A 26,274-nucleotide genomic window follows, 5' to 3' on the forward strand; every position below is an offset into this window, starting at 1 on the left:
GCCCGGAAACGATCTTGGTGCAAGATCGCCGACGGGTACGGCAGGCAGGGCGGCGCCGAAGGAGGTTCACCTGCCTGGAGGTGCGCGGTTCCCGCTCCCACAGGCAGGTGAAGGCGCGCGTCACTCGGTGTCGGCCGTCGTGGCGGACTTCTCCGCCCTCATCCGCTTCGACTCCTCGATCTTGTAGTCGACAAGAAGCTCCGTCAGCTTCCGCCGGGCCGGTACGTCGAGCTGGGCGATGATGAGAGCGGTCAGGGCGTGGGGCTCCGTCGAGGGCAGCCGGTCGGCGGTGCGGGCGGCCGGCGCCTGCTGCTTGGCGGGCCGGGACTTACTGGCCCTGGTGGCCTTCAGGTGCTGGAGGTGGGCCTCCTGCTCCTCGGCCTTCTTCTTGCCGATCAGGCGCAGCGTGGCCGCGGACTCCTCGCCCGACTGGAGCTTCTCCTTGAGCGCGGGGGTCAGGGTCAGCAGCGCGAGGCGCTGGGAGACCCAGCCCTGGGAGCGGTGCAGGCGGGTCGCAAGGGCCTCCTGGGTGCCGTGGATCCGCAGGAGCTGTTCGAGGGCCTTGGCCTCGTCCAGGTGGTTGAGTTCCTGGCGGTGGATGTTGGCGACGAGGGCCGACTCCAGGATCTCGTCGGGGTTGCTGCCGAGGTTGTCGTCGAGCATCACCTTGATCTGGGTGACGCCGGCCTCGCGGGCCGCCGCGAGGCGGGAGTTGCCGTCGATGACGACGTACTTGGTGCCGGCTTCCAGGTCGGCTTCCCGGCCCGGGTTGCCTTCCAGGTAGGCGAACCGGCCCATGATGCTGATGGCGGTCTTCTGGCCGTGGTCGCGGAGGCTGTGCCCGAGGTCGGTGAGGTCGCCGAGATCGGACCTGGGGTTGTCGGGGTTGAGGCTGATGACGTCGACGGGCAGTTCGACCGGAGGCGGGGCCCCCTCGGTGGGTGCGGCCGCGACCTGGTTGATGGCGGCGCGGCGGGCGCTGATGGGCTGGGTCTGGCCGAAGGAGGCGCCGGCGCCGAGCCGGGATGCCTTGCTCATGAGATCTCCCGGGCGAGGGCGCGCATGCCGACGGCCTGGTCGCAGCGGGGCGAGTAGGCGAGCAGGGGCTGCTTCACGCGTACCGCCTCCTTCTGCTCCTTCAGGTCTCCGATGACTCCGACGACCCTGGGGTCCTTGATGTCCATCCAGGAGGTGAGGGAGGAGGTGGCGATGTAGCCGCGCCTCGCGTCGTAGTGGTTGACGACGATGCCGAGGTAGTCGAGTCCGAGGTGCATGTCGTTGCGGAGGTCCTCGATCTGGGAGGTGAGGAGCCCGTAGGCGTCGGCGGAGCTGTCCTCGGCCTGCACGACGACGAGGACACCGGAGTTGCCCGGGGCCTCGCCCTGGCGGCGGCGGCCGTAGTACGCGGCGGCGTCCATGCTGAGACCGAGGCTGGGCGGGCAGTCGATGATGACGGCGTCGTAGTCGGCCTCGATCGCGGACAGGGCCCGCTCCAGGGCTGCTTCGCGCGCCCGGACGCCGGAGAGCTTGACGTCGAGGAGGAAGGCGTCGGTGCAGGCGGGCAGCAGGTGGAGCCGGTCACCGAAGCGGGGGTCCTCGATCGCTACGACGAGGTCGGCGAGCCGGCCCATGGCTTCGCCGGCCATGTGCTTGGTGAGGCTGTCGCCCTCGATGGGCAGCGGCTGGTGGCCGAGCTGCTTGGTGAGGTGGCACTGCGGGTCGAAGTCCACGAGGAGGACGCGCAGGCCGAGCCCCGGGAGGTCCTCGTGGTCGAGGGGCGAGGTCTCCCGGTCCTCGGAGAGGGCGGCGGCGAAGTGCTTGGAGATGCGGACGGGGTGGAGCGCGTCGGCGTCCTCGGCGAGGGCTTCGCCGGTGCCGGCGGCGATGGCGGTCTTGCCCACGCCGCCCTTCTGGTTGCAGGTGACGATGCGCTTGGGGTGCTCGGGGCGTACGACGGTGGGCGCCGGGTTCGTCTCGAGCCACATGACGACGGACTGGGCGAGCCCCTGGACGAGCGGGACGCCGCGGGAGGCGCAGTCGGCGCGGAACTCATCCCACTGCCCGTCAGGGAGGAAGGTCGCGAAGGACTTGGCGCCTGCGGTGTCGATGGGGGAGAGGTTGGAGCCGAGCCTCCGCCATGCCTTGATACCGGCCTCGACGGCGTGCTGGATGTCGACGTTGTGCTGGGCGGCCCGGATCTTCAGATCCTGTTGCAGCACCGGGGGCAGCTTGGAGACGACCTTCTCGCGGTCGCCGGGGGAGGGCGAAGTCATGGCAGTCACCTTACTAACTCCGATGATCCATTTCTGCATCGGTGCGTTAGTTATGACAGCACATGGTGTGCGTGAAGGGCACTCAGGAGCCCGGCCACTCGCGGAAACGGGGCTGGGGGTCTGGCTATTACGGCGTAATAGCCAGACCCCCAGCCCCGTTTCCCGTCAGTTGGCGGCGTCCGCGCTCGCGGTGAGACCGCGCTGCGAGCGGGGCGTCTTGTCGCCGACCCGCTTGGGCTCGATGGTGCTCGGGTCGACCGCCTCGCCGGGCGCGCCCTCGTGGTACGGGCCGTCGGGGTCGGCGTCGCGGTCGTGGGGGAGCAGGAAGAAGACTCGGCGCAGGTGGAGGCCGCTGTCGGGATCGGCTTCGGTGTGGGCCTCGAGTTCGGTGTAGCCGACCATGCGTCCGTCCCGTTCGTAGCGGGGCTTTCCGCGACGGCGGGTGGTCTTGTCGAGGGCCTGGCGCACGTAGTCGAGGTTGTCGGGGTTCTCCAGCCAGACCACGGCGTTCTCGTGGTGGAGATCGCTCTCGTTCAGCAGCGAGCTCATGGCTGCAGCCCCTTTGTGATTCGGCCGGCCGGGAGGAGGCCGGGGTGGGTGTGAGCACGTTCCCTGGTGGGGGCACCGTGTCCATGGTAGGCCGGACCGGCGGGTGTGTGCCGGGCGCGTGGGTCATGCATGGCCGGTCCTCGCGTCGTCGTCGGTGAGGAGCCCGAGGCCGGGGTAGTACTTCTTGCCGCTGGACTTCATCATGTCGGCGGGCGAGGCGAGGGAGAGTTCCTGGCGGACCCGGGTCGCGAACGCCCGTGCCGTCGCGGGCCGGATGCCCTCGCCGGCGCTGCACCAGCTGCTGTACGTCGCGTACAGCAGGCCCTGTTCCACCCGCAGGTCGGGGGTGTGGGTGGTGCAGCACTCGGTGAGGAAGCGGCCGATGTGGTCCTCGGTGGTGGCGTAGGCCGCGGTGGCGGTGCGGACGGTGGCGGGTCCGTCGAGCGGGTCGCGGGTGGCGAGGTAGAGCTTGGCGCCCTCGATGAGCCATTGCAGGATGCCCGGGCCCTCGCTCTGGACGAGTTCCTTGGCGAGGTTGTCGATCTTGCGGGCGGCGGGGACGACGCGCTCGAAGGGGATGAGGCGGATGCGCCGCCAGAACGCGTGGCCGCCGGTGCCGACTTCGGGGCGGTGGTTGCCGAGCAGCCAGAGCTTGTGGGTGGGGTTGAAGCTGAAGAAGTCCTGCCGCATGCGCCGGGCCATGATCCGGTCGCCGCCGGTCAGCAGCTTCACACGGGACTCGTCGAACTTGTCGTTCGGCTTGAGCTCGGAGCAGACGACGATGCGCCGGCCGTGCAGCTCGGTCAGCTCGGTGGAGTGCTCGGAGAACTTCCCCTTCTCCATGAGGAAACCCGGCGGGGCGGCCTGCGCGTAGTCGCCGAGGATCTGCGTCATGACGTCGAGGAGGACGGATTTGCCGTTGGCTCCCGTGCCGTAGAGGAACGGGAGCACCTGCGCGCCCACGTCGCCGGTCACGGAGTAGCCGAGGAGCAGGTGGAGGAAGTGGATGGTCTCCTCGCCCTTGGCGTCGTCGCCGAAGGTGTCGTGCAGGAAGCGGTGCCAGCGCGGGGTGGGCGTCGCCTCGGGCGCGACGCTCGTGGCCCGGGAGTGCATGTCGCCCACCGGGTCGGGCTTGTGGAGGTGCCCGGTATGGAGATCGACGACACCGGCCGGGGTGCACAGGGCGTACGGGTCGCCGTCCAGGACATCGGGGTCCAGCGCGAGTGCGGGGGATGCCTTGGCCTGGGTGAGCATGGCCTTGATGCCGGGCGTCGACATGGAACGCCGCCGGTGTGCGCTGAGTTCCCGGTCGGTGAACTGGCCGGTCGGATCGGTGGCGGGCATCTGCTCGGCCAGGTCGCCCGCCGCCCACACCGCGGCCTTCTCACCCCCGGTGCGCTTCCAGCGGTACTGGTCCCAGTGGTACCAGCCCAGCCCTTCGACGTGGCGGAACTGGTCGCCGAACATGACCGCGAACAGCTTGGCGTTGCCCCGGTCGGTCAGGAGCGCGGGCAGGTGCCCCGCGACCGGGGCCGACTCGTGCACCGCGGAGGCGTTCTGCTGGGCGGGCAGGCCGGGCAGGCCCCCCTCGGCTTCGAGAGCGAGCATCTGCTGCGCTGCGGCAGTGGCGTCGAAGCGCGGGCTGCGGTCGGCGCTGCTCATGGGCGTCCTTCGGGATGGAACGGGCGGGCTGCGCCGGCGGACAGGGCGGAAGCGATGACGGTGAGGCTGTGCCTGCTGCGGTGCGGGCGCGCGCTGTCGGCGGCCGCGGTGAGCAGGGCCTCGGCCTGGGTCGCGGTGAGGTGCCCGGCGGCGACCAGGCCACCGGCGGTGTACGCGGCGCGGTTCAGCTTCTCGGTGAAGGCGGTCCCCTCGGACGCAGCCCCGCATGCCTCGACCTCGGCGAGCAGGGGCTCCAGCAGCCGTGTGGCGCGCTGCGCGCTACGGGAGGGCCTCACGGGCCGGGGGCGGGGCGCGGGGACCTGTACGGGGGCGGAACGGGGCGTATGGCCGGTACGCCGCAGCTCGGCGGCGAGCCAGTCGGGCAGGGGCGCAGGGAACCGGGCCGCGCCGACGGGGGTGTAGGTGCCCGCAGGGGTGCGGGTGGCCGGGGTGACGATGTAGCCGCCGGCGGCGCGGACGTCGACCTGCCAGGCGAGGGCGACCTTCGGGCTGGAGCCCACCGATGACCGGTAGCCCGGTCCATCGGGGGCGGTGCGGTACCAGATGTGGAGGCCGCCGGAGGGCGTACGGACGCGCAGCGTCGACTCGTCGTCCGCCGGGCTCGGCCGGCCGCGCAGTGCCGAGAGGAGAGCCAGGGTGTCGAACCCGGAGGCCAGGCCCGCCAGGTTGACGCTCTCGTGGATGGGGATGCCGGGCAGGAGCCGGTCGCGGTGCGGCACTTCGGCACTGTGGGCGTCGACGTCCAGGACGACGAGCCCGGCCGGGCCGCACGAGACCCCGACCCCCAGCGCCGGATTGACACCCCACCAGGCCGCCAGCAGCCCGGGGTCCGTGGTCGCCGCGTGAAAGCCGTGGCACCACCTGCCCGCTGGAAGGCAGGGGCAGTCGGCCGGGCGATGGGGCTCCTTGCGGCAGGCCGGGCAGTTGCCCGCGGGCGTCTTGCGTCCGGCGGCCAGCGGGTGGACGGGCCAGCCGTTCCCCGCACACCAACGGGCCATGTCGAAGGGACTCGTGGGCCCCGCTGCACGCGGGCCACTGGTCTCGCTTTGACGCGGCACGCTGATTCGTCCTTGCCGAGGGCCAACAGGTTGTTCAGCCCCTGGGAGAAAGACCAGGTCACAGCGTTTCCACTGTCAGACAGAGGGACTGAAGGGACTGAGTTTTCCAAATCGGATCAGAGCCTACAACAGCAGCCTCCGGGTGGGTGGGACTGTTTCCTTCCGCGAGTCCCTTCAGTCCCTTGGCCGTCCACGGGAGTTACGGGCGGCCGTTCCGCGACCCGGCCCGGCGGCCGGGCGGAGGCCCGGGCGTGTCGGCGAGCGCACCGGCGTCGCGGAGCGAGGGACTGAAGAGGGACCGGAGGGACTGGACCCTTTCAGTCCCTCTTCGGTCCCTCCGACAAAACCCCAGGTCAGAGCGTTTTGTGAGGCGAGGCGAGGGACTGAAGGGACTGAGAGTCAGTAGTTATGAACGGCTCAGGAATACAGGGGGCAAATAAGACGAGAATAGGGGGGTTTGTCTCGCGTACGCGCATACACACGCACCCGTAATGACTGGAACAGGGAAGTTGAGTCCCTTCAGTCCCTTCGGACCCTCTCCGGCGCCCACCCCAAGCCTCTGACCTGGGGTTTTGCCGGAGGGACCAAAAGGGGACCGAAGGAAGAGGGACTGAGGGACTTCAGTCCCCTTCACCCGGGCGACAAAGCCGGCCGAGGGCGCAACTGGGCGGGGCGCCTCCTCGAACTCGTCGGCTCCGTGCTCCGCACGCGCGCCGGGCCGAGCCCCCGGGCCTGTACCGGACCGCGCCCAGGGACGCCACGAGGCGGCCGCAGTCGAGCACTGGAGTCGTGGCGGCCTGGGTGCGGGTTCCCTGTCTGCGAGGATGGCGGTATGGATGTGCGCCGGAAAAACCATGTGACGGTGAGCGGACGGGCCGGCGAGCCCGTGGTGATGCTCGCACACGGGTTCGGGTGCGACCAGAACATGTGGCGTCTGGTGGCGCCGACGCTGGAGCGCGACTTCACCGTCGTTCTCTTCGATCACGTCGGCGCCGGGCGCTCCGACCTGTCGGCATGGAGCCCGGAGCGCTACTCCACCCTGAACGGCTACGTCGACGACCTGCTGGAGCTGTGCCGGGAGCTGGCCCTGGGCCCGGTGACGTTCGTGGGGCATTCGGTGAGCGCCATGATGGGGGTGCTGGCCGCCACGCGGGAGCCCGAGGCGTTCGCCGGGCTGGTCCTGCTCGCTCCTTCGCCATGTTTCGTCGACGACCCCGAGACCGGCTACCGGGGCGGATTCAGCGCCGGGGACATCGAGGAGCTGCTGGAGTCGCTCGATGCGAACTATCTGGGATGGTCGGGAACGATGGCCCCGGTCATCATGGGCAACCCGGAGCGGCCCGAGCTGGGCGAGGAGCTGACCAGCAGCTTCTGCCGTACCGACCCGGACATCGCCCGGCTCTTCGCCCGGGTGACGTTCCTGTCCGACAACCGCGACGACCTCGCCGACGTGGCCGTGCCCACCCTGATCGCCCAGTGTTCCCGCGATGCGATCGCCCCGCCCGAAGTGGGCGCCTTCGTACATGCCCGGATCCCGGGAAGCCGGCTGGTCACGCTGAACGCGACCGGGCACTGCCCGCAGCTTGCCGCCCCGGAGGAAACCGCCTCCGTCATCGCCGCGTTCGCGGGAGCCCCCGGACGATGAGCGGTACCGACGGCGATGCGGACGCCCCGGCGGAGGACGCCGTGTCGGCGATCGAACCGGCGCAGCTCTCCGCCCTGCTGGAGGACAGCGTCGAGGACCTGTACGAGCACGCCCCGTGCGGCTATCTCTCCACCCTGCTCGACGGCCGGATCGCAAAGGTCAACACCACCCTGCTGGACTGGCTCGGCTACCGGCGCGACGACCTCGTAGGCCGCAAACACTTCTCCGACCTGCTCACCGTCGGCGGACGTCTCTACCACGAGACCCACTTCGCCCCGCTGCTGCGGATGCAGGGCGAGATCAGAGGCATCGCCCTGGAACTGAAGGCCGCCGACGACACACGCCTGCCCGTTCTGGTCACTTCCACCGTCAAAACAGGCACCGACGGACAACCGTTGCTGATCCGCACCACCGTCTTCGACGCACGCGACCGCCGTGCCTACGAGACCGAGCTGCTGCGCGCCCGGCAGGAATCGGAACGGGAACGCGAGCGCCTGATGACCCTGAACGCCACGCTGCAGAAGACTCTGCTCCCGCCGACCCTGGTGGACGTACCCGGCCTGGACGTAGCCGCTTACTACCACGTGGCCTCCGTCGACGAGGTCGGCGGCGACTTCTACGATCTCTTCCCCCTCGCGGCCGGCACCTGGGGCCTGTTCCTGGGCGACGTGTGCGGCAAGGGCGCCGCAGCCGCGGCCGTCACCTCCCTGGCCCGCTACACCCTGCGCGCCGCCGCCGTATACGACGCCGACCCGGTGAGCGTGCTCGGCAACCTGAACACCGTCCTCAACCACGAGTTCAACGGCGCCGACCCACGATTCTGCACGGTCGTCTTCGGCCTCCTCACCCCCGACCCCGTCCAGGGCGGCTTCCACATCACGCTGGCCGGCGGCGGCCACCCCCCGGCCCTCCTGATGCGCGCCGATGCCACTGCCGACTTCCTGCCCACCCCCGGCGGACAGCTCATGGGCGTCCTGCCCGACGCCCACATCGCCACCGCCACCCTCCACCTCGCCCCCGGCGACACCCTCCTCCTGTACACCGACGGCCTCACCGAAGCCCACACCGACGGCAAAACCCGCTACGGCGACGACGCCCTCCTCGACTTCGGCCGAACCCTGGCCCCGACCACCGCCTCGGACACCATCGACGCGGTCCGCGACCTCCTCGGCACCTTCGGCCAGGGCGTCGACGACGACACCGCCGTTCTCGCAGTCCACGTGCCCCGACCCAGCAGTGAAGAGCAACAGTGACCAAGCAACTGACCCTGGCCACCCGCACCACTCCAGCCGGTGCCGTCATCGAACTGGCGGGGGAGCTGGACTACGACACCGCACCCGAAATCCGCGCCGCCCTGCCCGGCCTCGACCTGCGCCCCGGCCAGCAACTCGTCCTCGACCTCGGCGGCCTCACCTTCTGCGACTCCAGCGGCATCACCGTACTGATCGCGGCCCGCAACCGTGCCCTGGCCGCGAAAGCGACCATCGCCCTGGCCGCTGTACCCGAGCGCATCAGAAGGGTCTTCCGCATCGTCGGCCTGGAGCAGGTCTTCCCCGCCCACCCCACCGCTCAGGACGCCGAAGCCGCCTGGTGCTCCCCGGCCGACTGACCCGGCGTCGTGAAGGTCACGGCCCGCGCCAGACGTTGGCAAAGGCCGCGTTCTCGATGGAGCGCCTCTGGCGTACGGCCTCCAGCTCCATCACCGCGTCGTGGACCCCGGCCACCACGACCGTCACCTCGTCACCGAGGCCGGCCTCGTCGTCGGCCCGGCCGTCGTCGATGCCCACGGCCGAGGCAAGCGCGACCAGAACGGGCTCCCCCTCCTGCCAGCGGGCGGCCGCCCGGCTGCCCGCTGGCGTATCGACCATTTCCACGCGCTCCGTGCCGAAGGAAAACCGGCGTCCCCGCTTCGGGGACAGCTCGCCGTCCGCTTCCAGGGCGGCCTGGTACGCGGCCGAGAGGTCACGGCCCCGGCGCCACAGCCAGTCCTCGATCCGCTCATGGGGCTCCTGCCGGGAGAGCGCCGCCGCAGCCTCGGCCATGAGCCGGTCGTCCGGCTCCGCCGGATCCCCCACGACGATGCGGTCGCCGTCCACACCGACCGCTCCCGTGCCGATGAGGTCGATCAGTTCAGCCCCCGCGAGTGCCAGCGAGAGGTCGCCCTGCCCGACGGAACGCTCCGCCTTCGGGTCCATAGCGGTGATGAACAGGTCTTTCGCCGTGGTCATGAACGGCTCCCCTCGCAGACGTCGCCGGAGCTGTGCCCCTGCCGACCTGGCCCGTGCCCGCCGGTCGGTCCACCGGCGGGCACGACTGTCACGATCAGTATCGCCCCACCGGACGGCGGCCGACAGCGACCCGGACAGCGCGTCACTCCTCCAGTCGCGGGCCACGGCCAGGCACTTGAACGCTGATAAGTTCCTCCGATGAGCGAGCAACTGCCCAGCGGCGGTATCGAGCTGTCACCCGACGAGATCGATGACCTCGACGCCAGGTGGTCGTCCTCCTGGACTCCGAACGAGGTCGCGCAGCAGCTGGCCGGGATCCGCGCGCCCTGGTACATGGCCGCGGGCTGGGCGCTGGACCTGTTCCTGGGCAGGCAGACGCGCATTCACGGCGACATCGAGATCGCGGTCCCGGACGCGGGCTTTCCCCAGGTCCGTCAGCGCTTTCCCGGATACACCTTCGACGCGGCAGGCAGCGGCCGGGTCCGGCGCCCGAACTGGTACTGCTGTTCAAGGCCAAGCACGCCCGCGCCCTGGTGCTCGCCGCGCTCGGCGGGGACGGCCCGCGTCACGGCGAGGCCACCGTCGGCGAACCGCAGACCATGCGCTTCTCCGAGCTGTCACGCCGGATCTCGGGGGTGAGCCAGAAGATGCTGACGCAGACATTGCGCGCACTCGGACGACCACGCACAGAGCGAGGCCGCCGGCTGACCCGAAGGCCAGTGCTCCGACCGCACACCTTGGCCGGGTTGAGCGGGTGTGGGGCCATCGGTGCCGGCTGACTGACCGAGGCGTCCGCCTATACTCGGCCCGTGCAGCCGCCTCGCGACAGCAGCGATCCGTTGATCAGGGCGTTCCCGGCCGAGCTCGCAAGCGATGCCGGGGCAGCCCTGGCGGTCATGCCTGATCCTCGGCTCCAGCCGCATGCCTCGTTCTCGGTCGCTGTGGAGGGCCGGCAGGTTTTGATCCCCGGGCGCCTCTACAACGACGAGCCGCCGACCGACGCGGTGGCGTCGCTTTCGTCGCGCCAACGGCAGCTTCTGCACTGCCTGTACTCAAGGCACTGCGACGGGATGGTCAGACAGCGCCACCTGGAGAAGGTCGCCGGCTCGACGGACCCATGGGTCGTCCCCTTCGTCGTGCAGCTGGTTGGCGAGTACGTCCTGGAGATCCTGGTCGTCATCCGCGACGAGCTCCGCGACCTCGCCACGCCCGGCACCTGCGGCCACCGCGCTTACGGGCAGTTCATCATGGACAACCCCGCCTTCTTCGCGCGCACCCAACGACGGGCCGTGAGCTACTGGAACTGCTACTACCGGGGCTCCTACGCGAGTTTCCAGGGCTACCCGGGGTGCACTCTCCTTGACCTCCTACGGTCCGCCGCCTCCGACAGGGCAGGGCATCCCTGGCCCAACCTCACCCCAGCCGGTGCCAGGGTGGACGGCTACTGCTAGGGCCTGTCCGGCGGATCTTCGTGGAGCAGCCCGCGGCGTCTGGTCCGACGCCAACCCGTACGGCACCTTCCGCCTGAACATGGTCAAGCGGCTCGATCTGAGGCTGACCGCTGCCGTACCCCGTCCCCGCACCCCGGCGGACACCGCCGACCGATCGGGTACGGGGACACAAGGAAGGGCTTCGCTGATCTCACCGGCCCCCGGATGAACGAGGCCGGGTGGCCGGACGTTCGACCCGGCGGCTCTCGGTTTCAAGGTGCTGTCCTGGCCGGGTCACGGCCAGTGGGGCGGTCAGGCGTCGCTGGTGCCGGTCGGTGCCGCCTCGCCGAGCATGGCGAGGGTCAGCACGTTGCCGGAGACGCCCCAGCCGCCGTCGGCGACCTCTTCCACCAGCACCATGGTGTTGTTGCGGGCGCGCTCGCCGTAGAGCTCGACGTACAGCTCGGTGGTGCGGGTGACGATCTCCTCCTTCTGCTTCGGGGTGAGGGTCTTCTCGGGGACCTTGAAGTTCGCGAAAGGCATGGCTGGTCGTTCCTCTTCTCAATGGGGCGTTACAGGGAGCTGCCTGCGGTGAGCAGGCTGTCCAGTCCGATGCGGCGGAAGAAGTCGGCGCGGACGCGGTCGGTCGGCGACCGCGGAGACGACTTCGCTGCCGTCCCGGCTGGGGTCTATGTGGGTGCGCAGGGGCCGGGTGCCTTGCTCCATCGCGACCAGGCGCGCGACGGCTTCAGCGACCTCGGCCACATCGGCGTCCGAAGGGACGAGCACGGCCAGGCGCTTGCCCAGATCGTCCATCAGGGGGCGGTGACGCCGGTCGTAGAGTTCCGCACGGTCGGTGTCGGCGGGGGCGCCCGCGTTGGCGAAGTGGCGGGTGCCGGTGGTGAACGCACCGGGCACCACGATCGCGGTGTCGATGCCGAACGGGAGCACCTCGGCGGCGTAACTGACGGCCACGGCGTCCATCGCGGCCTTGGCGGCGAAGTACGGGGCCAGAAACGGGGGGCAGCCGCCGCGGCTGCTGGAGCTGCCGATCCACACCAGCAGCCCCGAGCCCTGCTCGCGCAACTTCGGCAGGGCGGCTCGGTTGACGCGCTGGGTGCCCAGGACGTTCACGTCGTACACGTCTGCGAACTGCTCGGTGGTGAACGCCTCGGCGGCGCCCAGGACCATGTGCCCGGCGTTGTGCACGACCACGTCCAGCCGGCCGCGCTCGGCGAAGATCCGGTCGACTGCGGCGTCGACGGAGTCCTGGGAGGTCACGTCCAGCTCGACGGCGTGCACGTCGGCCTGGTGGTCGGTGCCGTAGCGCGTCAGGCCGGCCACCGCGGTCGCGTTGCGGGTCGTGGTCCGGCGGATGCCCGCGTACACGGTGTGACCGGCGCGGGCCAGAGCGCGCACGGAGAGCGCCCCGATACCGCTGGAGGCCCCGGTGACCAGGATGACCTTCCCGCTGTCGTCGTTTTTCACGATAGGGCCTTTCGTTGACCGATGGAGTGGCCGCGGGCGGTTCAGATGATCCCACCGTTGGCGCGGACGACCTGTCCGTTGATCCAGTGGCCGGCCGGTGCGGCCAGGAACGCCACGACCTCGGCGATGTCGGCCGGGGTACCGAGGCGCTCCAGCGGAGGCTGGGCGGCCAGGCGGGCGATGGTCTCCTCGTCCTTGCCGTCCAGGAACAGGTCGGTGGCCGTGGGGCCGGGTGCGACGGCGTTGGCGGTGACGTCCCGGCCCCGCAGCTCCCGGGCCAGGATCAGCGTCAGCGCCTCGACCGCGCCCTTGCCGGCGGCGTACGCGCCGTAGCCCGGGAAGGCGAGCCCCACCACGGACGTGGAGAACGTCACGATCGCGCCGCCGGGGCGCACCCGGCGGGCGGCCTGCTGGACGACGACGAACGTGCCGCGGATGTTGGTGCGGTGCAGGTCGTCCAGGACGGCCAGGTCCAGCTCGGCGATCGGTGCCAGGTGCATCCGCCCGGCCGCGTGCACGACGACGTCGACCCCGCCGAACTCTGCTTCGGCCGTGTCGAACAGGGCCGCGACCGCGTGTTCGTCGGCGACGTCGGCGCGTACCGCGACCGCCCGGCCACCACCGGCGACGGCCTCCTTCACGGCTGCCTCGGCCTCGTCCCGGTTGCCGGCGTAGCCGACCACGACGGCGTACCCGTCGGCGGCCAGCCGGCCGACGGTCCGGCGGCCGATGCCGCGCGAACCGCCGGTGACGATCGCGACACGGGGTGAGACGGAGGGCTGGGCCGAGGCAGCGGTCCCGTCGAGGGCGGTGGGGATAGGCATGGCTGACTCCTGTGGTGGGTGGGGGCGGGGCCGCGGCTTTGCCGTTGCCCTGCTGCGCCCTCCACGATCGGCCGGTCCTCCGTCCCCAGCCAGGGCTGCGTCTACCCAGGGGATGCCACCCCCTGGCTGCGCTCCGGCGTACGAGCGACCATGGAGGGGTGAACCTCCCAGAACTCGGCGCCTTCCTCAGGACACGCCGCGACCGCATCCGCCCCGCCGAGGTCGGTCTCCCTCAAGGCCCGCGCCGGCGCGTCCCCGGGCTGCGCCGCGAGGAAGTCGCCCAGCTGGCAGGACTGTCGGCCGACTACTACACCGAGCTGGAACGCGGCAGCAAGAAGAACGGGGTGCAGCCGTCGGCCCAGACCCTGGCCGCCCTCGCCCGGGCCCTGCGCCTGAACGGCGACGAGCGCGACCACCTGTTCCACCTGGCCGAACGGCCGGTCCCCCCGTCCGTACACGGACCATCGGCACACGTGCAGCCCGCGCTCCTCGGACTCCTGGACCGGCTGTCCAACACACCCGCGCGCGTTATCACCGATCTGCACGAAACCCTGGTGGAGAACGACCTGGCCCTGACCCTGCTCGGCAAGTCCCCGGCACACCGAGGCCCGTCGGCGAGCTTCGTCTACCGCTGGTTCACCGACCCGCAGGCGCGCGAGATCTACCCGCCCGAGGACCACCCGCAGCACTCCCGGGTGTTCGTGGCCGATCTCCAGGCAGCGGCCGCCCGGCGTGGCCGGGACGCGGAGGTCACGAAGATGGTCGCCGTGCTGCGCCGCCGCAGCCAGGAGTTCGCAGCCCTCTGGGACACCCACGACGTCGCGGTGCGCCGCATGGACCACAAGAGGATCGTCCACCCCATGCTCGGCGTCATCGAACTCGATTGCCACAACCTCCTCAGCGAGGACGGACGCCAACGCCTGCTGTGGTTCACCGCTCCGCCCGGAAGCCCGGGAGCCGAGCAACTGGAACTGCTGTCCGTCGTAGGAACCCAGGAGCTGAGCGTTACGGAGGACATGGCACCGGAGAGGCTGTCCGCGGCGGAATCCGGACCGCGGCGCTGACCCGCGCCGCAGAGGGAGGGCCGCCTTCCCTGCGGGGCGTGGCGGCCCTGTCCCCGCGGAGATGTGCCCTTCGGCCCGGGGCTCAGCGTGCCGACCCCCGCCGTACGCAAGCCGGGGTCGGTGTGGACCGAGCTGTCCCGGCCGGTGAGTGCCGGCGCCGAACCGGTCGGACACGTCCGCCCCGGTTACGTACGGGCCTCGACCGCCCGGCAGTCCCTCGACGCACGGCTCGCCTCGGGGTGACCCGGGCCTGCTCGGAGAAGATCTGTGCCCGGTGCCCGGTGCCCGGTGCACGCCGCCTGCCGCCCGCCGCGCGCCGCCCACCGCCCCGAGCTGGAGGCCGTACGCCTGTTCGTCCATGCCGCCCGGATCTCGGCGGGTCGCCTCCCGACCGAACAAGGTGTCCAGCAGCTCAGCCTCGACGCGCACGATGACAAAGCCCGCGCCCTCGAAGCTGCCCCTGACCAGGCCGGGGCGGCGTCCATAAGAATTTCGTAAGGCATTTGGCGTGAGGCCGAATCTTTGGGGCAGGGGATGTCTCGGAGGTTGATAATCATGGTTCCCATCATTCTTGTTCTTCTGCTCGCCCTGCTTCTCTTCGGTGCTGGTTTCGCACTGAAGGCACTGTGGTGGATAGCAATCATCGTGCTGGTGGTCTGGCTGCTCGGATTCGTGATCCGACCGACGGCGAATGGCCGGCGGGGTCGCTGGTACCGATGGTGACGATCACGGGCTGAGCAGACTGCTCATGAGGTGCGGGTGGGCCGCGACGACTTGTCGTCGCGGCCCACCCGCACCTCATGAGCATGTCGCCCTCCCAAGAGAGAAAAGAGGAGCAGGCATGAGTAATGCATGTACCGGGCACCCGAGGAAAACGGCCGGGGATTCCATCACGAACCATGACCTCCAGCGGTGGGATCTCCGGTCCCCCCTTTAATCCATGCCCACCTCGGGATCGGGATGTGTGAGGGCCGGAACCCCGGGCAGGCGAGAGCCTGAGAGGGTGCCACCGGTTTCCTGGAGGCACCGACCCGTTTCACGGTTTTAGGACCGAGGTAGTGGCAGATATCGATGAAGGAGCCGTCTTATGAGTGACAACATGTGGGGCTATCAGCCGACCGCCGGTCATACGGCTGGCACCGACCTGATCGGATTCAAGGTCGAGGCCACCGACGGCAGCATCGGCAAGGTCGACAAGCACTCGGACGACGTCGACTCCTCGTACCTGGTCGTCGACACCGGTGTCTGGATCTTCGGCAAGCACGTCCTGCTGCCGGCCGGCACCGTGAGCAGCATCGACGCCGCCGAGCGGAAGATCTTCGTCGACCTCACCAAGGACCAGATCAAGGACTCCCCGGAGTTCGACAAGGACAAGCACGTCGGCGATGCCGGCTACCACGAGCAGGTCGGCAGCTACTACCACAGCCACCGACGCCCGTAACACCTCAGCATCACCGCGGTGGGGGCGCCCAGGATGCCTGGGCGCCCCCACCGCCCTGTGCGATCCCGGCCGACGCCAATGGCTGAGCCGGCAGGCGCCCGGTGCCCTTATGACCGGGTGACGCCCACTCCCAGCGCCCCTGATGCGGAACTCCGACGCGAGGCGGCGGCCAACGCCACTCGAACACCAGCCGGAGCTCACCGCGGCACGAGGCCGGGCTACCTCTTGGACACCCCCGCGGGCGCCTTCACCGCTGCCCGCGCGGTGATGGCGGCGGTGCTTGGACCACTCCGATCCTCGAAGCCCTCGACCCGGAACCGCCCGGCGTCCCGGTTTGGCCGCGGCCGGCACCGCGTAAAGCGTGACCGGCCCAGAGGCCCTGCCCGCGGTGATTCGCATATCCAACCGCGCCTACGCCTGTGGCCTGCACGTCTCCCTGGCCGACGGCACCCGCTACATCGGCGCCGGCGCCCACCCCCGCCTCACCCCGACCGCCAGGCCCACCGCCGGAGCCCTGCGCTTCCTCCTCGACGCCGCTCTCCGCCAAGAGCTTCCGGGAGCAGACCACCGATTGCGGCTGCCGGGCGCGACGGAACCAGCACCTGAATACTTCGGCAAGACAAAGCGGTTGAGCAGGTGGAGACCGAGGAGTTCGGCGCGTCGCACCGGGGCCGCCCGGCCCTCATCCAGCGCATCCGAAGCAACCTGCGGCATGCCCAGTGGACTGGTGCGGGTGTGCTTCGGCCATGTCTGCAGGTGTCCGGCCACGAGGCGTGAGCGGTGAGATTCGCGGCGGAATCGGGATGGAAGCAGACCTGCATATATCTACCCCTGCCACGGAGAGTGACTGACTGCGGGAGTGTTCAATGATCGGCGGATCCGATGATCAAGGAGACGCCAGATGAGCGACACCACCATCGAGCAGATACCGGGCAGTGAGCCGACGGCGGCCGTGCCGGCGAGTGACGAGCAGTTGGTCGCAATGCTCGTGGACCGGGCCCGCAGCGAGGGTCTGCAGCTGACTGGGGAAGGCGGGCTGCTCCAGCAGCTGACCAAGCGGGTCCTGGAGTCCGCCCTGGAGGGCGAGATCACCGATCACCTCGGATACGAGAAGCACGACGCCGAGGGCCGGGGCAGCGGCAACTCCCGCAACGGGACACGGGCGAAGACGGTGCTGACCGATGTCGGTCCTGTCGGTCTTTGGAGGTGATACGCGCGGTAGCGCCCGGGGCATGCCCCGGGCGCTACCGCGCGTATCACCTCCAAAGACCAGGTGGCCTGTTGCCGATGCGGGCCCCCAGCCGCCGATTACGCATAGTGACCGCAGCCGCGCTTTCGCGTGCCTGGGGCTCTGTTCCTATGCGGGCAGCACCAGGATGTCAGTAGCGGCTGTTCATCGCGGCACGCACCTCGGCGAGGGTGCTGTCGGCAACGGCATTGGCTCGCTCGTTACCCTCGCGCAGAATCTCGCGGAGGTAGGCGCGGTCGTTCGCGTATTCGCTTCGGCGGGCCCGGATGGGGGCCAGATATTCGTTGACGGCCTCGGTCACCGTCTTCTTCAGCGCGGCGGCTCCTGCGGAGCCGATGTCGGAGGCGACCTGCTCTGGTGTCCGGTTCTGGCACAGGGCCGCCAAGAGGAGAAGAGAGGACACTTCCGGGCGATCAGCCGGGTCGTAGGCGATGTGGCGTTCGGAGTCGGTCCTGGCCCCCTTGATCAGGCGGGCAGTCTCGTCGGCGTCGGCGGCCAGGGTGATGGCGTTGCCTCGGCTCTTGCTCATCTTGCCGCCGTCTGTGCCGAGCAGGAGGGGCGCGTTCGACAGCAGGGCATCGGGTCGGGGGAAGACGGCGGAGCCGGCGCTGTAGCGGTCGTTGAAACGGCGGGCGATGGTCCGGGTGAGTTCCAGGTGAGGCAGCTGGTCCTTGCCGACCGGGACCAGGTTGGCCTTGCAGAAGAGGATGTCGGCGGCCTGGTGAGCGGGGTAGGTGAACATCAGGCCGCTGACGGTGGACTGCCGCGAGTGGGCGATCTCATCTTTCACTGTCGGATTGCGTTCCAGCTCAGCGACGGAGACCAGGCTGAGGAAGGGCAGCAGCAGCTGGCTGAGAGCCGGGACAGCGCTGTGTGTGAAGATCGTGCTGCGTGCCGGGTCCACACCGATGGCCAGGTAATCCAGGACCAGCTCCTCGACGTGCTCGGTCAGGTTGTCCGCGATGTCGCGGTCGGTCAGGACCTGGTAGTCCGCGATGATCACGTACATCTCCACGCCGAGGTTCTGGAGACGCACTCGGTTGTGCAGCGTGCCGAAGTAGTGGCCCAGATGCAGGCGGCCGGTGGGACGGTCCCCGGTGAGCACTCGGAATTGTCCGGGGTCCTTGAGGATCAGTTCTTCGAGCACCGCGCTGCGATCCTGAGCTGCGGACATCCCGAGTGGGTCGGCCGAAGCGATGGAGGGGGCCTTGGGGGCTACGGTCTGGGCGGTGGTATTCATCGGTGTCTCCTGGCGGGCGAATGTCGCCGTCAGGATGGCAAGGCCCTGATCCAGGAGGACACAAAAAGGGGCCGTCCGTCCGAACGGCCCGGTTGCATGCATGAGAGGTGGCCGCTCCTACAAGGAGCGCCACCAGCTCAGACACGACGAAAGATGCATGTGTGCACTGTACCGGGCACCTTCGAGGAACGGGAAGGGCAATCGGCACGATTGGCAGGTCACTGGCCTTGGGGCAGCGCTGTCCAAGACCGGCGGGCGAAGCCCCCGGTCCGAGAGCACCCGTCACCGTCGCGCCATGGGTTCTGGGGCCGCGATGTCGGTAGCGGCATGGAGTGTGGGGTTGTAGGCGGGCGGGGGTACGTGGAGCTGATCGGTGGTGTAATCGCCGAAGCGGAGCACGTTCTCGCGCCGGTAGGGGCTGAGGACCGCCAAGTCGGTCGCGTTCAGGGTCCAGCCCTCGCGGGCCATCCGCTGCAGCGTCCAGGTCATGTCGATGGTGGTGGAGAAGACCACGCTGGCGGCGACGAGGGCGAGGAACTTGACTGCCTTGTCCTGGAGCTCCGGGTCGCGGCTGGCGAGCCAGCCGGCGTTGCCGAAGTGCAGCCATTTGGTGAACCCGTTGTACGCCTCGGCCTTGTTCGTGGCCTTCTGGATCTGCTCCCGTAGCGCCGGATCCGACAGATAGCGCAGCAGTACGACGGTGCGTACGGCGCGCCCGACCTCTCGGAACGCTTGGTAGATCTGGTTCTTCCGCGACCGGTTGTTCAGGCGCCGCAGCAGCGTTACCGATGAGACCGTGCCCTGCTTGACGGAGAGGGCGACCTGCATGAGGTCGGGCCAGTGGTGGCGGATCAGCTGCCAGTTGATCGCGGTGCGGGGGGCGGTTGAGAACAGCGGGTCGATGTGGCGGTAGCGCACTGTCGGGTCGGGGCGGTGGAAGGTGAGGTCCTGGAAGTTGCGGATCCTGGGCAGGAGGTCGATTCCCAGGACGTGGGCGAGTCCGAAGACAGGGAACGACTGGCCCTGCGTGTCCGCATGCACCTGCTCCGGGCGGGCGGCCGACTGGTTCTGCAGCAGGGAGTCGATCAGGTAGACGGCTTCCCAGACGCCGCAGGGCACGAACCTGGAGAAGAGTGCGACATAGGTGTCAGCGACCAAGTGATGGGGGATGCCTCCGTAGCCGCCGTACCGGATCGACGTCTCGGCGAGGAGGTTGTCGACAGCGGCGTCCATCATGGTGCCGTCCACCGCCGCGACTGACCCGTCGCCCCAGGCCCGGACCAGGTCCAGGTCGAGATGGGCATCGACCACGTCGGCTCCGGCGCGGGCCAGGTTCTTCGGCGTGCAGTGGCGCTTGGCGATCGCGGCCAACTCGTGTGCCGAGACGGTGTTCATGTGCCGGGCGGCCTGCGTGGCGCCGAGGCCGGAGCCTAGGTGAACGCAGTGACCACGTACCGGGCCAGCGGATCCTTCAGCTTCGGGTCCGACCCCGACAGCGGGCCGAGGCGGTGCCACCAGCCGGTCCAGTGCGCGGCCCGGGCCAGGTGCTCCAGAATCCCCCGTGCTGGCAGACGCCGGTCCAGCTCGGCCCCCAGCGCCGCGGCGGACGCGGTGCGCTCGGCTCCCTCACGCCTCTTGAGTGAGGGCACCCCCGTGGCCGGGTCTATCGTCAGGTCCGCGTTGTCCGGGTATCCGGCGTCCACCGCCCGCGCGATCTTGGTCAGCTGGTCCCTGAGGTTGTCAACGAAGCCGTAGGCCGTGTCCGGGAGGCCGGCTTGTTGACAGAAGATGGGGATCTGCGGCTCCACCCGCTCCCAGGGCAGCAGCATGCTCGTCCAGTCGCCGAAGTCCTCGCCGCCGACGACGGCGATGTCCCCGCAGCGGAGTTCCTCGACGAGGTAGGTGAAGACCATGGCTTCGAAGTGCCGGCGCACCAGCATCCCAGGCTGGCCCTTCGCGCACACCGTAGTGCGCCACTGTGCGGAGGCGAAGGATAGATCCAGTACCGAGCCGTCCACGCCGACGGCGGGGATCAGCTCGCGGGTCAGATGCCGAGAGGCGACGGCGTGCTCCAGGGCATCGAGCACACTGCGGTCCCGGGAGGTGGGCACGAAGGTGAGGGTCCGGGCGAGTTTGAACATCGTGGGCCGGTCCGGGCGGAAGAAGCGCTCCACCAACGGCGTCCAGTTCCCGCCCCGATAGGCCGCCAGCGCCTCGATCTCCGCCAGCTGCGACTCGAACCCGCCACCGGTCTCCACGACCTCACGAATGCGCTTGACCGCCAGCGCGTCGTCCAGTCTGCCCTGCCCCACCTGGTCGGCGCGCTCGTCGACGACATGCTCTTTCAGCACGGTGAGCACGTCCTTGTAGGCGACCAGCAGCTGCTCGGTCGATGCCTTGTGGCGCTGCTCCAGAGCCGTCAGCTCCTCCTGGGCCCGCTTGGCGTGCCTGGCCATCCGCTTGGAGAGCATCACCACGAACTCGTCCCGCACCCGCGCCCTGGCGTTCGCAACCGTGCACGCCAGCAGCGCGGTCCGGCGCGGCTCCGCGACGTCGAGCATCTCGCCGACCGACAGCACGCGAGCCTGCTCCGCGAACGCGCTGACCTTCGCCGCGGCCACGCCCTCCACCCACCGTGCTGCGTCGCCGAAGCCGTCGACCAGGTCGACCCGCTCACCGTGCTGCCGGAACCTTGACCACGTCGCACGCCGGCCCGGCTCCTTGACCTGGTCGAACGGGCTGCGGCGCTCGCCGTCCGGCACTATCAGCAGCCCCACCAGCCGATCCCGGGCCGGACCTACCCGTTCGGCTATCCGGGCGCATATCTCGCTCTCCACCCGCGTCCTGACCGAGGCCGCCATACGGTCCAGCGTCGAGAAGCCCGACAGCTCCAGGCCCGCGCGGACCAACTCCTCCAGCGCCACGTTGACCAGGTCTACCGCCGAAGCGCGGATCGGCGCCGCTTCCTCCATCGCGGCAGCCGCGATCTTGCGGGCGCGGGCCGGATCGTGCACCAGGCCCAGGTACTCCCGAGCCCAGACCCGATAGCGCTCCACGGACCGTCGCGCAGCCGCTGCCACCACATCCTCGAGCAGCCCGGCCTCGGCACGGATCCGGGCAACGACAGGCTCGGGGACCTGTTCCAGGTCGGGGAAGAAGCCCAACCGGGCACAGGACTTCAGCAGCACCAGCAGCGTAAGGAGTGCCTCGGGGCGCTCACGGGTCCGCGACCGCGCCCATGCGATCTCGGCCTCATCCGGGGTGAAGAACTGCGCCAGCTCGTGCTCGGAGATGATCCGTTTGAACCTCGGATACGCAGTCCGTTCCACCGACGCCACAACCACACCGCCAACCACATGATCGACAGCACACTACCCCGGCTCGGAGCCTACGATTGTCACACACCGTCACAGAACAACCGATACGGCGTGCAACCAGATGTGACTGCCAGTCACCAAGTAGCGGGTTTCGCACGTATCTCCTCCGGCCTCCCTGTCGAGGTGAAGGTCCCCCGGGACGTGGCCGGCACGTTCGAGCCGGCCATCGTCAAGAATCGGCAGCGGCGCCTGTCCGGCGTGGACGAGATGGTGCTGTCGTTGTCCGCGAAGGGGCTCACCCACGGCGAGATATCCGCGCACCTGGCCGAGGTCTACGGCGCGAGCGTGTCCAAGGCCACGATCTCCACGATCACCGACAAGGTGATGGACGGCATGGCGGAGTGGTCCAACCGGCCACTGGACCGCGTCTACCCGGTGCTGTTCGTGGACGCCATCAACGTGAAGATCCGGGTTCTGTCGACGATCTTGTGATCCGGACGGGTGGACTCATCGGGTGAGCAGGACGCGTTTGCGAAGGAGATCGAGGCTGGCCCGGCCGAACATCTGGCGCTTAAGCATCTTCAGCCGGTTGATGTTGCCCTCGACGGCTCCAGAACTGTGCGGCAGAGACAGGCCGTTGCGGACGGCGTCGAGGTCGCGGCGGAGGTTGCGGGCGAAGGATGCAAGCGGTGCCAGGGTGTCCTGCTCGACGCTGGTGATCCAACCTTCGAGGCGGTCGCCGTGGCGTCCGGTCATCATGGTGGCGAACTTCCTGACGTGCAGAGTGAGCCGGTCCAGATTGTTGTCGCGTTCGCGCAGGTGGTGCAGCTTGTCGGCGACCTCGTCGTTGAGGTGTTCGGGATGGGTCATGATCCAGGAGGTGACCTCGCGGACCGACGGGGGCTTGGGGCCGACGGCGGGTGCGTGCCCGCGCCCGTCCCGGTAGCGGCGAAGATGGCGCTGGACGGCCAGCTCGCCTCCTGAGTAACCGAGTTCTTTGATCTCCCGGTAGAGCTGGGCGGCGTTTCTGACGCCCTCGTTCCAGCGCCGATGCAGGTAGCCGGTGTACGGATCGACAACGTGCGCGCGCTGGAGAGTCTTCGTGATGACGTCGTCGACGGAGCGGGCGTTGACGAGCTTGCGGACGGTGGCCTGATGGAGCCCGATTTTCCGGCCGATGGCCGCTTTCGACATGCCCTGTTCCCACAGCTCGTGGACGGCGGCATGCTGATCGCGCAGCCGGGAAACAATCTTCAGCTCGGGAAGCGGTTGCAGTGTCTTCGGCTCCGCGTCCGCAGAGACCGCGGGGCCGGGCTCGGCCAGCCGCGAGCGATGGACGTTTACCGTCTTCTCCACAGCCTGGCCGAGGTTCTGCCACAGGTGGAACCGGTCGGCGACCTGCTCGGCCTGCGGTGCCCCAAGCCGTGCGCCCTCGCTGTATCCACCGGAACGGTCCCGACAGATGACCTTGACCTCGGGGTGACCACGCAGCCGCGCAGCCAGGTCCTCGGCGTCGCGCCCGTCGAACATATCGAGCGGACTATGGGTGTCCATGTCGATCAGCACGGTGCCGTAGTGACGGCCTTTGCGGAAGGCGAAGTCATCCACCCCGAGCACCTCCACCGCACCGACCTCCGGATCGGGCAGTCCTCTGACCAGCCGCAACAGCGTGTCCCGCCCCACCGGGACGCCGACCGCGGCCGCCATCCGCACTCCCGCCCGCCCGGCCAGGGCGAGCCCAATCTGCGTCAGCACCCCGCGCAGCAGCGGGGTGTGGCGGCTGTGCGCAGTGGTCAGGCCCACGACCTGCTCCGCGAAGGTCACCGCGGCACAGGCCGGGTTCTCGCAGCGGAAACGGCGTACGCACAACTCGACCACCAAACCCAGACCACCAACAGCGACATCACGCAGCCGCCGCACGTAACGGCCGTGCACCCGCCCAGAGCTCTCACCGCACCGGCAGGCCGCGGTCGCCGCACGCACCCGCGTCCTCAACACGACCCCGCCCGGCTGTCTTTCGACCTCCTCGATCAGCAACGCAGACAGGTACGGAAACAGCTTCAGGAGCACATCACGAGAGCACGCGATTCATGATCGCGAACATACGGAACCGCTCGCCCTGCTGTCCGGATCACAAGATCGTCGACAGAACCAAGATCCGGGACGGGCAGGTGGCGAACCGCCCCATCTACGTCGTGATGGCGGTCACGGCCGAAGGGCACCGGGACATCCTGGGGATCTGGACCGGTGACGGCGGCGAGGGCGCGAAGTACTGGCTGAGCGTCTTCACGGATCTGAAGAACAGGGGCATCGACGATGTCCTGATGCTGGTCTGCGACGGACTGAAGGGCCTGCCCGAGGCCGTGGAGACGGTCTGGTCTCGAACGATTGTCCAGACCTGCGTCGTTCACCGAGGCCGTCAAGAAACAACGCGTTGCTTCACGGGAATGCGCTCGTTGTTGTGGTATGCGCATATCCGACGAGGTCCGCGGCCAGCGGGTGAGGCGGTTCGAAGTCCTGCTGCCGCATCTGGACGAGCGTCAGCGGCGGCTGGCGTTGGCGACCGAGGCCCGGCTGCTCGGGCACGGAGGCGTCGGCCTGGTCGCGCGGATCTCCGGAGTCAGCGAGACGACTGTCCGCAAAGGCGTGTTCGAGCTTGAGGCCGGTGCGGAACCTCTGCCCGAGGGACGTGTCCGGCGCCCCGGTGGCGGGCGGATGCGGGCCGAGGCTGTTGACTCCCGGCTGGTTCCGGCGCTGATGGCGCTGGTCGAGCCGGACGAGCGTGGTGATCCGATGTCGCCCCTGCGCTGGACGACGAAGTCGCTGCGGCAGCTGGCCGCCGAGCTGTCCCGACAGGGGCATCGGGTGACCGCGCCCACGGTGGGCCGCCTTTTGAGGGAGCACGGATTCAGCCTGCAGGGCACCGCCAAAACCCTGGAAGGCGATCAGCACCCCGATCGGGACGCACAGTTCCGCTATATCAACGAGCAGGTCAAAGAGCATCAGGCCGCGGGCGAGCCGGTGATCAGCGTGGACGCGAAGAAGAAGGAACAGCTGGGACAGCTGCCGATGGCCGGGCGCGAATGGCGGCCGACCGGGCGGCCCGTCGAGGTCGAGGACCACAGCTTCTTCGCCGGCCCGCACGTGGACTCGGTGATCCCGTACGGAATCTACGACATGACCGCGAACACCGGCTGGGTGAACATCGGCACCGACCACAACACCGCCGCGTTCGCCGCCGCTTCGATCCGCCGCTGGTGGCAGGAGCGCGGACGGCACGACTACCCCGCGGCGTCCCGGCTGCTGATCACCGCGGACGCTGGCGGCTCCAACAGCTACCGCTACCGGCTGTGGAAGGCCGAGCTGGCCGCGTTCGCCGCCGACGCCGGTCTGACCGTCACGGTCTGCCACTTCCCGCCGGGCACCTCGAAATGGAACAAAATCGAGCACCGGCTGTTCTCCCACATCACCATGAACTGGCGCTCTCGGCCGCTGACCAGCCACGAGGTCGTTCTCAAGACGATCGCCGCGACCACAACCCGGACCGGACTGCGTGTCGAGGCCGCACTCGACGACACCTCCTACCCGACCGGCATCCAGATCAGCCGAGAACAGCTGCAGGCCCTGCCGATCACCGCCCACAACGACCAGGGTCAGTGGAACTACAGCATCGCCCCGACCGGCGGCGCGGCCCCCGCACCGCCCGCCGACGAACGCGCTCAAGCCCGCACCCAGGTCCTGCAGATGCTCGCCGACCCCCGCCTGACCGGCATGAACATCAGCGAACTGGACGCACTGCGCACCAAGTTGGCCCCAGCCCAGGAAGCGGCGGCCGAACAACACCGCTACGTGCTCCGCAAGGGACGGCGCGTCGCCACGACCGGCCGCAGCCGATCCCTGCTCTCCGGCCCGGACGAAGTCCTGCTCACCATCGTCTACCTGCGCCAGGTCTGCCCGCAGAAGGTGCTCTGCGACCTGCTCGGCATCAACCCGGTCACCATCGGACAAGCGATCAAGGCCACCCGCAAGCTCCTGGACGAACAGAAGATCACCATCACGCCCACCGTCGTGCGCTACTTCACTCGCGCCGACGATCTACGCGCCTGGATCACCGGCAAGGACCGGACCGGGCAGACCTCCGCGACGCCGACCCGCCAGGCGCTGACCGACCCGACCCTGACGGGCATGAGCCACGAGGCGCTGCATACGCTGCTCGAAGAGCTGATCGTGCCCTACGCGGCCGTGATCGAAGAGCGCCGCCACCGCCAGCGCGGCGGCAACCGACGCCCGGGCACCCGCGGCGGCGTCTTCCGACAGAAGATCACCGACGGCGACCGGATTCTGGCCACAATCCTTTACCGCCGCCGCATCTGCGGCCTCAATGCCCTCGCCGAGCTGTTCGGCGTCAGCCGCAGCACTCTGTGGAACGCGATCAACGACGTCCTGCCAACCCTCGATGCCCGCCGAATCGACATCACCCCCGCCGACCGTCGACACCCCACCGCAGCTGCCCTACTCACGTCGGTCGGCGCCGATACCCGCCATGTTGTTTCTTGACGGCTTCACCTGCTGAGGAACAGCTTCCGGCACGCGGCCCGCCAGGACTGGGACAAGATCGCCAAGGCGCTGAAGCCTGTCTACACGGCCCCGAACGAGGCTGCGATCTCTCGGGTTCGTGTCGGTGGTGGTGAGAGTCGGTCGTGCTGGTCCAGGGGGACGGTGTTTTGGTGCTGGTCAGCGGGTGTTTGTGGGCGAGGTGATCGCTGTCATGAGGCGAGAGATTTG

General features: G+C 69.2%; 22 protein-coding genes and 7 pseudogenes. 16 read left to right on the forward strand and 13 right to left on the reverse strand.

Annotated features, from left to right (window positions below; all coding sequences use genetic code 11):
* Positions 1–120 precede the first annotated feature (120 nt).
* From E6R18_RS20710 to E6R18_RS20730, 5 genes are all read right to left on the reverse strand, one after another.
* A complete protein-coding gene (locus tag E6R18_RS20710) occupies positions 121–1,038 on the reverse strand; it encodes a ParB/RepB/Spo0J family partition protein (protein WP_136318396.1) in 918 nt (305 codons plus the stop codon).
* A complete protein-coding gene (locus E6R18_RS20715) occupies positions 1,035–2,273 on the reverse strand; it encodes a ParA family protein (protein ID WP_136318397.1) in 1,239 nt (412 codons plus the stop codon). Before E6R18_RS20715 ends, E6R18_RS20710 begins: the two co-directional genes overlap by 4 nt.
* A gap of 165 nt (positions 2,274–2,438) precedes the next feature.
* On the reverse strand, positions 2,439–2,822 hold the full coding sequence (locus E6R18_RS20720) for a DUF6009 family protein (protein ID WP_136318398.1): 384 nt from the start codon (positions 2,820–2,822) through the stop codon (positions 2,439–2,441).
* A 123-nt stretch (positions 2,823–2,945) separates the two neighbouring features.
* Positions 2,946–4,484 (reverse strand): phage/plasmid primase, P4 family, encoded by a 1,539-nt coding sequence (locus tag E6R18_RS20725; RefSeq protein WP_136318399.1) that lies wholly within the window; start codon positions 4,482–4,484, stop codon positions 2,946–2,948.
* On the reverse strand, positions 4,481–5,503 hold the full coding sequence (locus tag E6R18_RS20730; protein ID WP_136318400.1) for a bifunctional DNA primase/polymerase: 1,023 nt from the start codon (positions 5,501–5,503) through the stop codon (positions 4,481–4,483). The genes E6R18_RS20725 and E6R18_RS20730 overlap by 4 nt, the downstream gene beginning before the upstream one ends.
* A gap of 892 nt (positions 5,504–6,395) precedes the next feature.
* On the opposite strand from E6R18_RS20730, the gene E6R18_RS20735 reads away from it, so the two are divergent.
* From E6R18_RS20735 to E6R18_RS20745, 3 genes are read left to right on the forward strand one after another with little or no spacing between them, the layout of a single operon-like run.
* A complete protein-coding gene (locus E6R18_RS20735) occupies positions 6,396–7,208 on the forward strand; it encodes an alpha/beta hydrolase (RefSeq protein ID WP_136318401.1) in 813 nt (270 codons plus the stop codon).
* Positions 7,205–8,461: a SpoIIE family protein phosphatase gene (locus E6R18_RS20740; RefSeq protein WP_136318402.1), complete on the forward strand. Its 1,257-nt coding sequence runs from the start codon at positions 7,205–7,207 to the stop codon at positions 8,459–8,461. The genes E6R18_RS20735 and E6R18_RS20740 overlap by 4 nt, the downstream gene beginning before the upstream one ends.
* Positions 8,458–8,817: an STAS domain-containing protein gene (locus E6R18_RS20745; protein ID WP_136318403.1), complete on the forward strand. Its 360-nt coding sequence runs from the start codon at positions 8,458–8,460 to the stop codon at positions 8,815–8,817. The genes E6R18_RS20740 and E6R18_RS20745 overlap by 4 nt, the downstream gene beginning before the upstream one ends.
* Positions 8,818–8,833: 16 nt before the next feature.
* Here E6R18_RS20745 and E6R18_RS20750 read toward each other — a convergent pair whose 3' ends face one another.
* Positions 8,834–9,436, reverse strand: coding sequence for a GPP34 family phosphoprotein (locus E6R18_RS20750; protein WP_136318404.1), 603 nt, complete (start codon positions 9,434–9,436; stop codon positions 8,834–8,836).
* 198 nt (positions 9,437–9,634) lie between these two features.
* Between E6R18_RS20750 and E6R18_RS20755 the strand changes: the two are divergent.
* The 3 genes and pseudogenes from E6R18_RS20755 to E6R18_RS20765 all read left to right on the forward strand — a co-directional run.
* Positions 9,635–9,919 (forward strand): annotated as a pseudogene (locus E6R18_RS20755) (hypothetical protein); the annotation flags it as partial.
* Positions 9,920–9,966: 47 nt separating this feature from the next.
* A pseudogene (locus E6R18_RS34945) lies at positions 9,967–10,110 on the forward strand (winged helix-turn-helix transcriptional regulator); the annotation flags it as partial.
* Positions 10,111–10,245: 135 nt separating this feature from the next.
* Complete coding sequence (locus E6R18_RS20765; RefSeq protein ID WP_136318406.1) at positions 10,246–10,887, forward strand: hypothetical protein; 642 nt, start codon at positions 10,246–10,248, stop codon at positions 10,885–10,887.
* Positions 10,888–11,178: 291 nt separating this feature from the next.
* On the opposite strand, the gene E6R18_RS20775 is transcribed toward E6R18_RS20765, so the two are convergent.
* The 3 genes and pseudogenes from E6R18_RS20775 to E6R18_RS20790 all read right to left on the reverse strand — a co-directional run bounded on the left by E6R18_RS20775 (position 11,179) and on the right by E6R18_RS20790 (position 13,178).
* A complete protein-coding gene (locus E6R18_RS20775) occupies positions 11,179–11,409 on the reverse strand; it encodes a 4-oxalocrotonate tautomerase family protein (protein WP_136318408.1) in 231 nt (76 codons plus the stop codon).
* 29 nt (positions 11,410–11,438) lie between these two features.
* A pseudogene (locus tag E6R18_RS20785) lies at positions 11,439–12,354 on the reverse strand (SDR family oxidoreductase).
* Positions 12,355–12,395: 41 nt separating this feature from the next.
* Positions 12,396–13,178: an SDR family oxidoreductase gene (locus tag E6R18_RS20790; RefSeq protein WP_136318409.1), complete on the reverse strand. Its 783-nt coding sequence runs from the start codon at positions 13,176–13,178 to the stop codon at positions 12,396–12,398.
* Positions 13,179–13,336: 158 nt separating this feature from the next.
* On the opposite strand from E6R18_RS20790, the gene E6R18_RS20795 reads away from it, so the two are divergent.
* From E6R18_RS20795 to E6R18_RS20820, 6 genes and pseudogenes are all read left to right on the forward strand, one after another.
* Positions 13,337–14,242, forward strand: a complete 906-nt coding sequence (locus tag E6R18_RS20795) for a helix-turn-helix transcriptional regulator (RefSeq protein ID WP_136318410.1) — start codon at positions 13,337–13,339, stop codon at positions 14,240–14,242.
* 87 nt (positions 14,243–14,329) lie between these two features.
* Positions 14,330–14,485: a hypothetical protein gene (locus tag E6R18_RS20800; RefSeq protein ID WP_240799798.1), complete on the forward strand. Its 156-nt coding sequence runs from the start codon at positions 14,330–14,332 to the stop codon at positions 14,483–14,485.
* 24 nt (positions 14,486–14,509) lie between these two features.
* Positions 14,510–14,740 (forward strand): hypothetical protein, encoded by a 231-nt coding sequence (locus E6R18_RS20805; RefSeq protein ID WP_136318411.1) that lies wholly within the window; start codon positions 14,510–14,512, stop codon positions 14,738–14,740.
* Between the two features lie 57 nt (positions 14,741–14,797).
* Complete coding sequence (locus E6R18_RS20810; RefSeq protein ID WP_136318412.1) at positions 14,798–14,965, forward strand: hydrophobic protein; 168 nt, start codon at positions 14,798–14,800, stop codon at positions 14,963–14,965.
* A gap of 364 nt (positions 14,966–15,329) precedes the next feature.
* Positions 15,330–15,683 (forward strand): PRC-barrel domain-containing protein, encoded by a 354-nt coding sequence (locus E6R18_RS20815; protein WP_136318413.1) that lies wholly within the window; start codon positions 15,330–15,332, stop codon positions 15,681–15,683.
* A gap of 982 nt (positions 15,684–16,665) precedes the next feature.
* A pseudogene (locus tag E6R18_RS20820) lies at positions 16,666–16,884 on the forward strand (transposase); the annotation flags it as partial.
* 178 nt (positions 16,885–17,062) lie between these two features.
* Here E6R18_RS20820 and trpS read toward each other — a convergent pair.
* The 3 genes from trpS to E6R18_RS20835 form a co-directional block, all read right to left on the reverse strand.
* On the reverse strand, positions 17,063–18,172 hold the full coding sequence (gene trpS, locus E6R18_RS20825) for a tryptophan--tRNA ligase (RefSeq protein WP_136318414.1): 1,110 nt from the start codon (positions 18,170–18,172) through the stop codon (positions 17,063–17,065).
* Between the two features lie 282 nt (positions 18,173–18,454).
* On the reverse strand, positions 18,455–19,567 hold the full coding sequence (locus E6R18_RS20830; RefSeq protein ID WP_136318415.1) for a Tn3 family transposase: 1,113 nt from the start codon (positions 19,565–19,567) through the stop codon (positions 18,455–18,457).
* Between the two features lie 35 nt (positions 19,568–19,602).
* Complete coding sequence (locus E6R18_RS20835; protein ID WP_168712401.1) at positions 19,603–21,501, reverse strand: DUF4158 domain-containing protein; 1,899 nt, start codon at positions 21,499–21,501, stop codon at positions 19,603–19,605.
* A gap of 162 nt (positions 21,502–21,663) precedes the next feature.
* Between E6R18_RS20835 and E6R18_RS20840 the strand changes: the two are divergent.
* Positions 21,664–21,960, forward strand: a pseudogene (locus tag E6R18_RS20840) (transposase); the annotation flags it as partial.
* Between the two features lie 36 nt (positions 21,961–21,996).
* On the opposite strand, the gene E6R18_RS20845 reads toward E6R18_RS20840, so the two are convergent.
* Positions 21,997–23,559: an ISL3 family transposase gene (locus tag E6R18_RS20845; RefSeq protein WP_206308335.1), complete on the reverse strand. Its 1,563-nt coding sequence runs from the start codon at positions 23,557–23,559 to the stop codon at positions 21,997–21,999.
* A gap of 83 nt (positions 23,560–23,642) precedes the next feature.
* Here E6R18_RS20845 and E6R18_RS20850 point away from each other — a divergent pair.
* The 3 genes and pseudogenes from E6R18_RS20850 to E6R18_RS34950 all read left to right on the forward strand — a co-directional run.
* Positions 23,643–23,900 (forward strand): annotated as a pseudogene (locus tag E6R18_RS20850) (transposase); the annotation flags it as partial.
* A 55-nt stretch (positions 23,901–23,955) separates the two neighbouring features.
* Positions 23,956–26,046 carry an ISAzo13 family transposase gene (locus E6R18_RS20855; protein WP_136318417.1) on the forward strand — a complete coding sequence of 697 codons (2,091 nt, stop codon included), beginning with the start codon at positions 23,956–23,958 and terminating at the stop codon, positions 26,044–26,046.
* A gap of 3 nt (positions 26,047–26,049) precedes the next feature.
* Positions 26,050–26,142, forward strand: a pseudogene (locus E6R18_RS34950) (transposase); the annotation flags it as partial.
* Positions 26,143–26,274: the final 132 nt, after the last annotated feature.

Origin of the sequence: Streptomyces sp. A1277 (genome assembly GCF_004795015.1) — a bacterium.
Classification (GTDB): Bacteria; Actinomycetota; Actinomycetes; order Streptomycetales; family Streptomycetaceae; genus Streptomyces.

Excerpts from the sequence above, each read along its gene's own strand:
- E6R18_RS20720 (WP_136318398.1), bottom strand. The coding sequence starts at position 2,822 with ATGAGCTCGCTGCTGAACGAGAGCGATCTCCACCACGAGAACGCCGTG.
- E6R18_RS20855 (WP_136318417.1), top strand. The coding sequence starts at position 23,956 with ATGCGCATATCCGACGAGGTCCGCGGCCAGCGGGTGAGGCGGTTCGAA.
- E6R18_RS20775 (WP_136318408.1), bottom strand. The coding sequence starts at position 11,409 with ATGCCTTTCGCGAACTTCAAGGTCCCCGAGAAGACCCTCACCCCGAAG.
- E6R18_RS20750 (WP_136318404.1), bottom strand. The coding sequence starts at position 9,436 with ATGACCACGGCGAAAGACCTGTTCATCACCGCTATGGACCCGAAGGCG.
- E6R18_RS20810 (WP_136318412.1), top strand. The coding sequence starts at position 14,798 with ATGGTTCCCATCATTCTTGTTCTTCTGCTCGCCCTGCTTCTCTTCGGT.
- E6R18_RS20715 (WP_136318397.1), bottom strand. The coding sequence starts at position 2,273 with ATGACTTCGCCCTCCCCCGGCGACCGCGAGAAGGTCGTCTCCAAGCTG.
- E6R18_RS20740 (WP_136318402.1), top strand. The coding sequence starts at position 7,205 with ATGAGCGGTACCGACGGCGATGCGGACGCCCCGGCGGAGGACGCCGTG.
- E6R18_RS20735 (WP_136318401.1), top strand. The coding sequence starts at position 6,396 with ATGGATGTGCGCCGGAAAAACCATGTGACGGTGAGCGGACGGGCCGGC.
- trpS (WP_136318414.1), bottom strand. The coding sequence starts at position 18,172 with ATGAATACCACCGCCCAGACCGTAGCCCCCAAGGCCCCCTCCATCGCT.
- E6R18_RS20710 (WP_136318396.1), bottom strand. The coding sequence starts at position 1,038 with ATGAGCAAGGCATCCCGGCTCGGCGCCGGCGCCTCCTTCGGCCAGACC.
- E6R18_RS20725 (WP_136318399.1), bottom strand. The coding sequence starts at position 4,484 with ATGAGCAGCGCCGACCGCAGCCCGCGCTTCGACGCCACTGCCGCAGCG.
- E6R18_RS20815 (WP_136318413.1), top strand. The coding sequence starts at position 15,330 with ATGAGTGACAACATGTGGGGCTATCAGCCGACCGCCGGTCATACGGCT.
- E6R18_RS20790 (WP_136318409.1), bottom strand. The coding sequence starts at position 13,178 with ATGCCTATCCCCACCGCCCTCGACGGGACCGCTGCCTCGGCCCAGCCC.
- E6R18_RS20830 (WP_136318415.1), bottom strand. The coding sequence starts at position 19,567 with ATGAACACCGTCTCGGCACACGAGTTGGCCGCGATCGCCAAGCGCCAC.
- E6R18_RS20730 (WP_136318400.1), bottom strand. The coding sequence starts at position 5,503 with ATGGCCCGTTGGTGTGCGGGGAACGGCTGGCCCGTCCACCCGCTGGCC.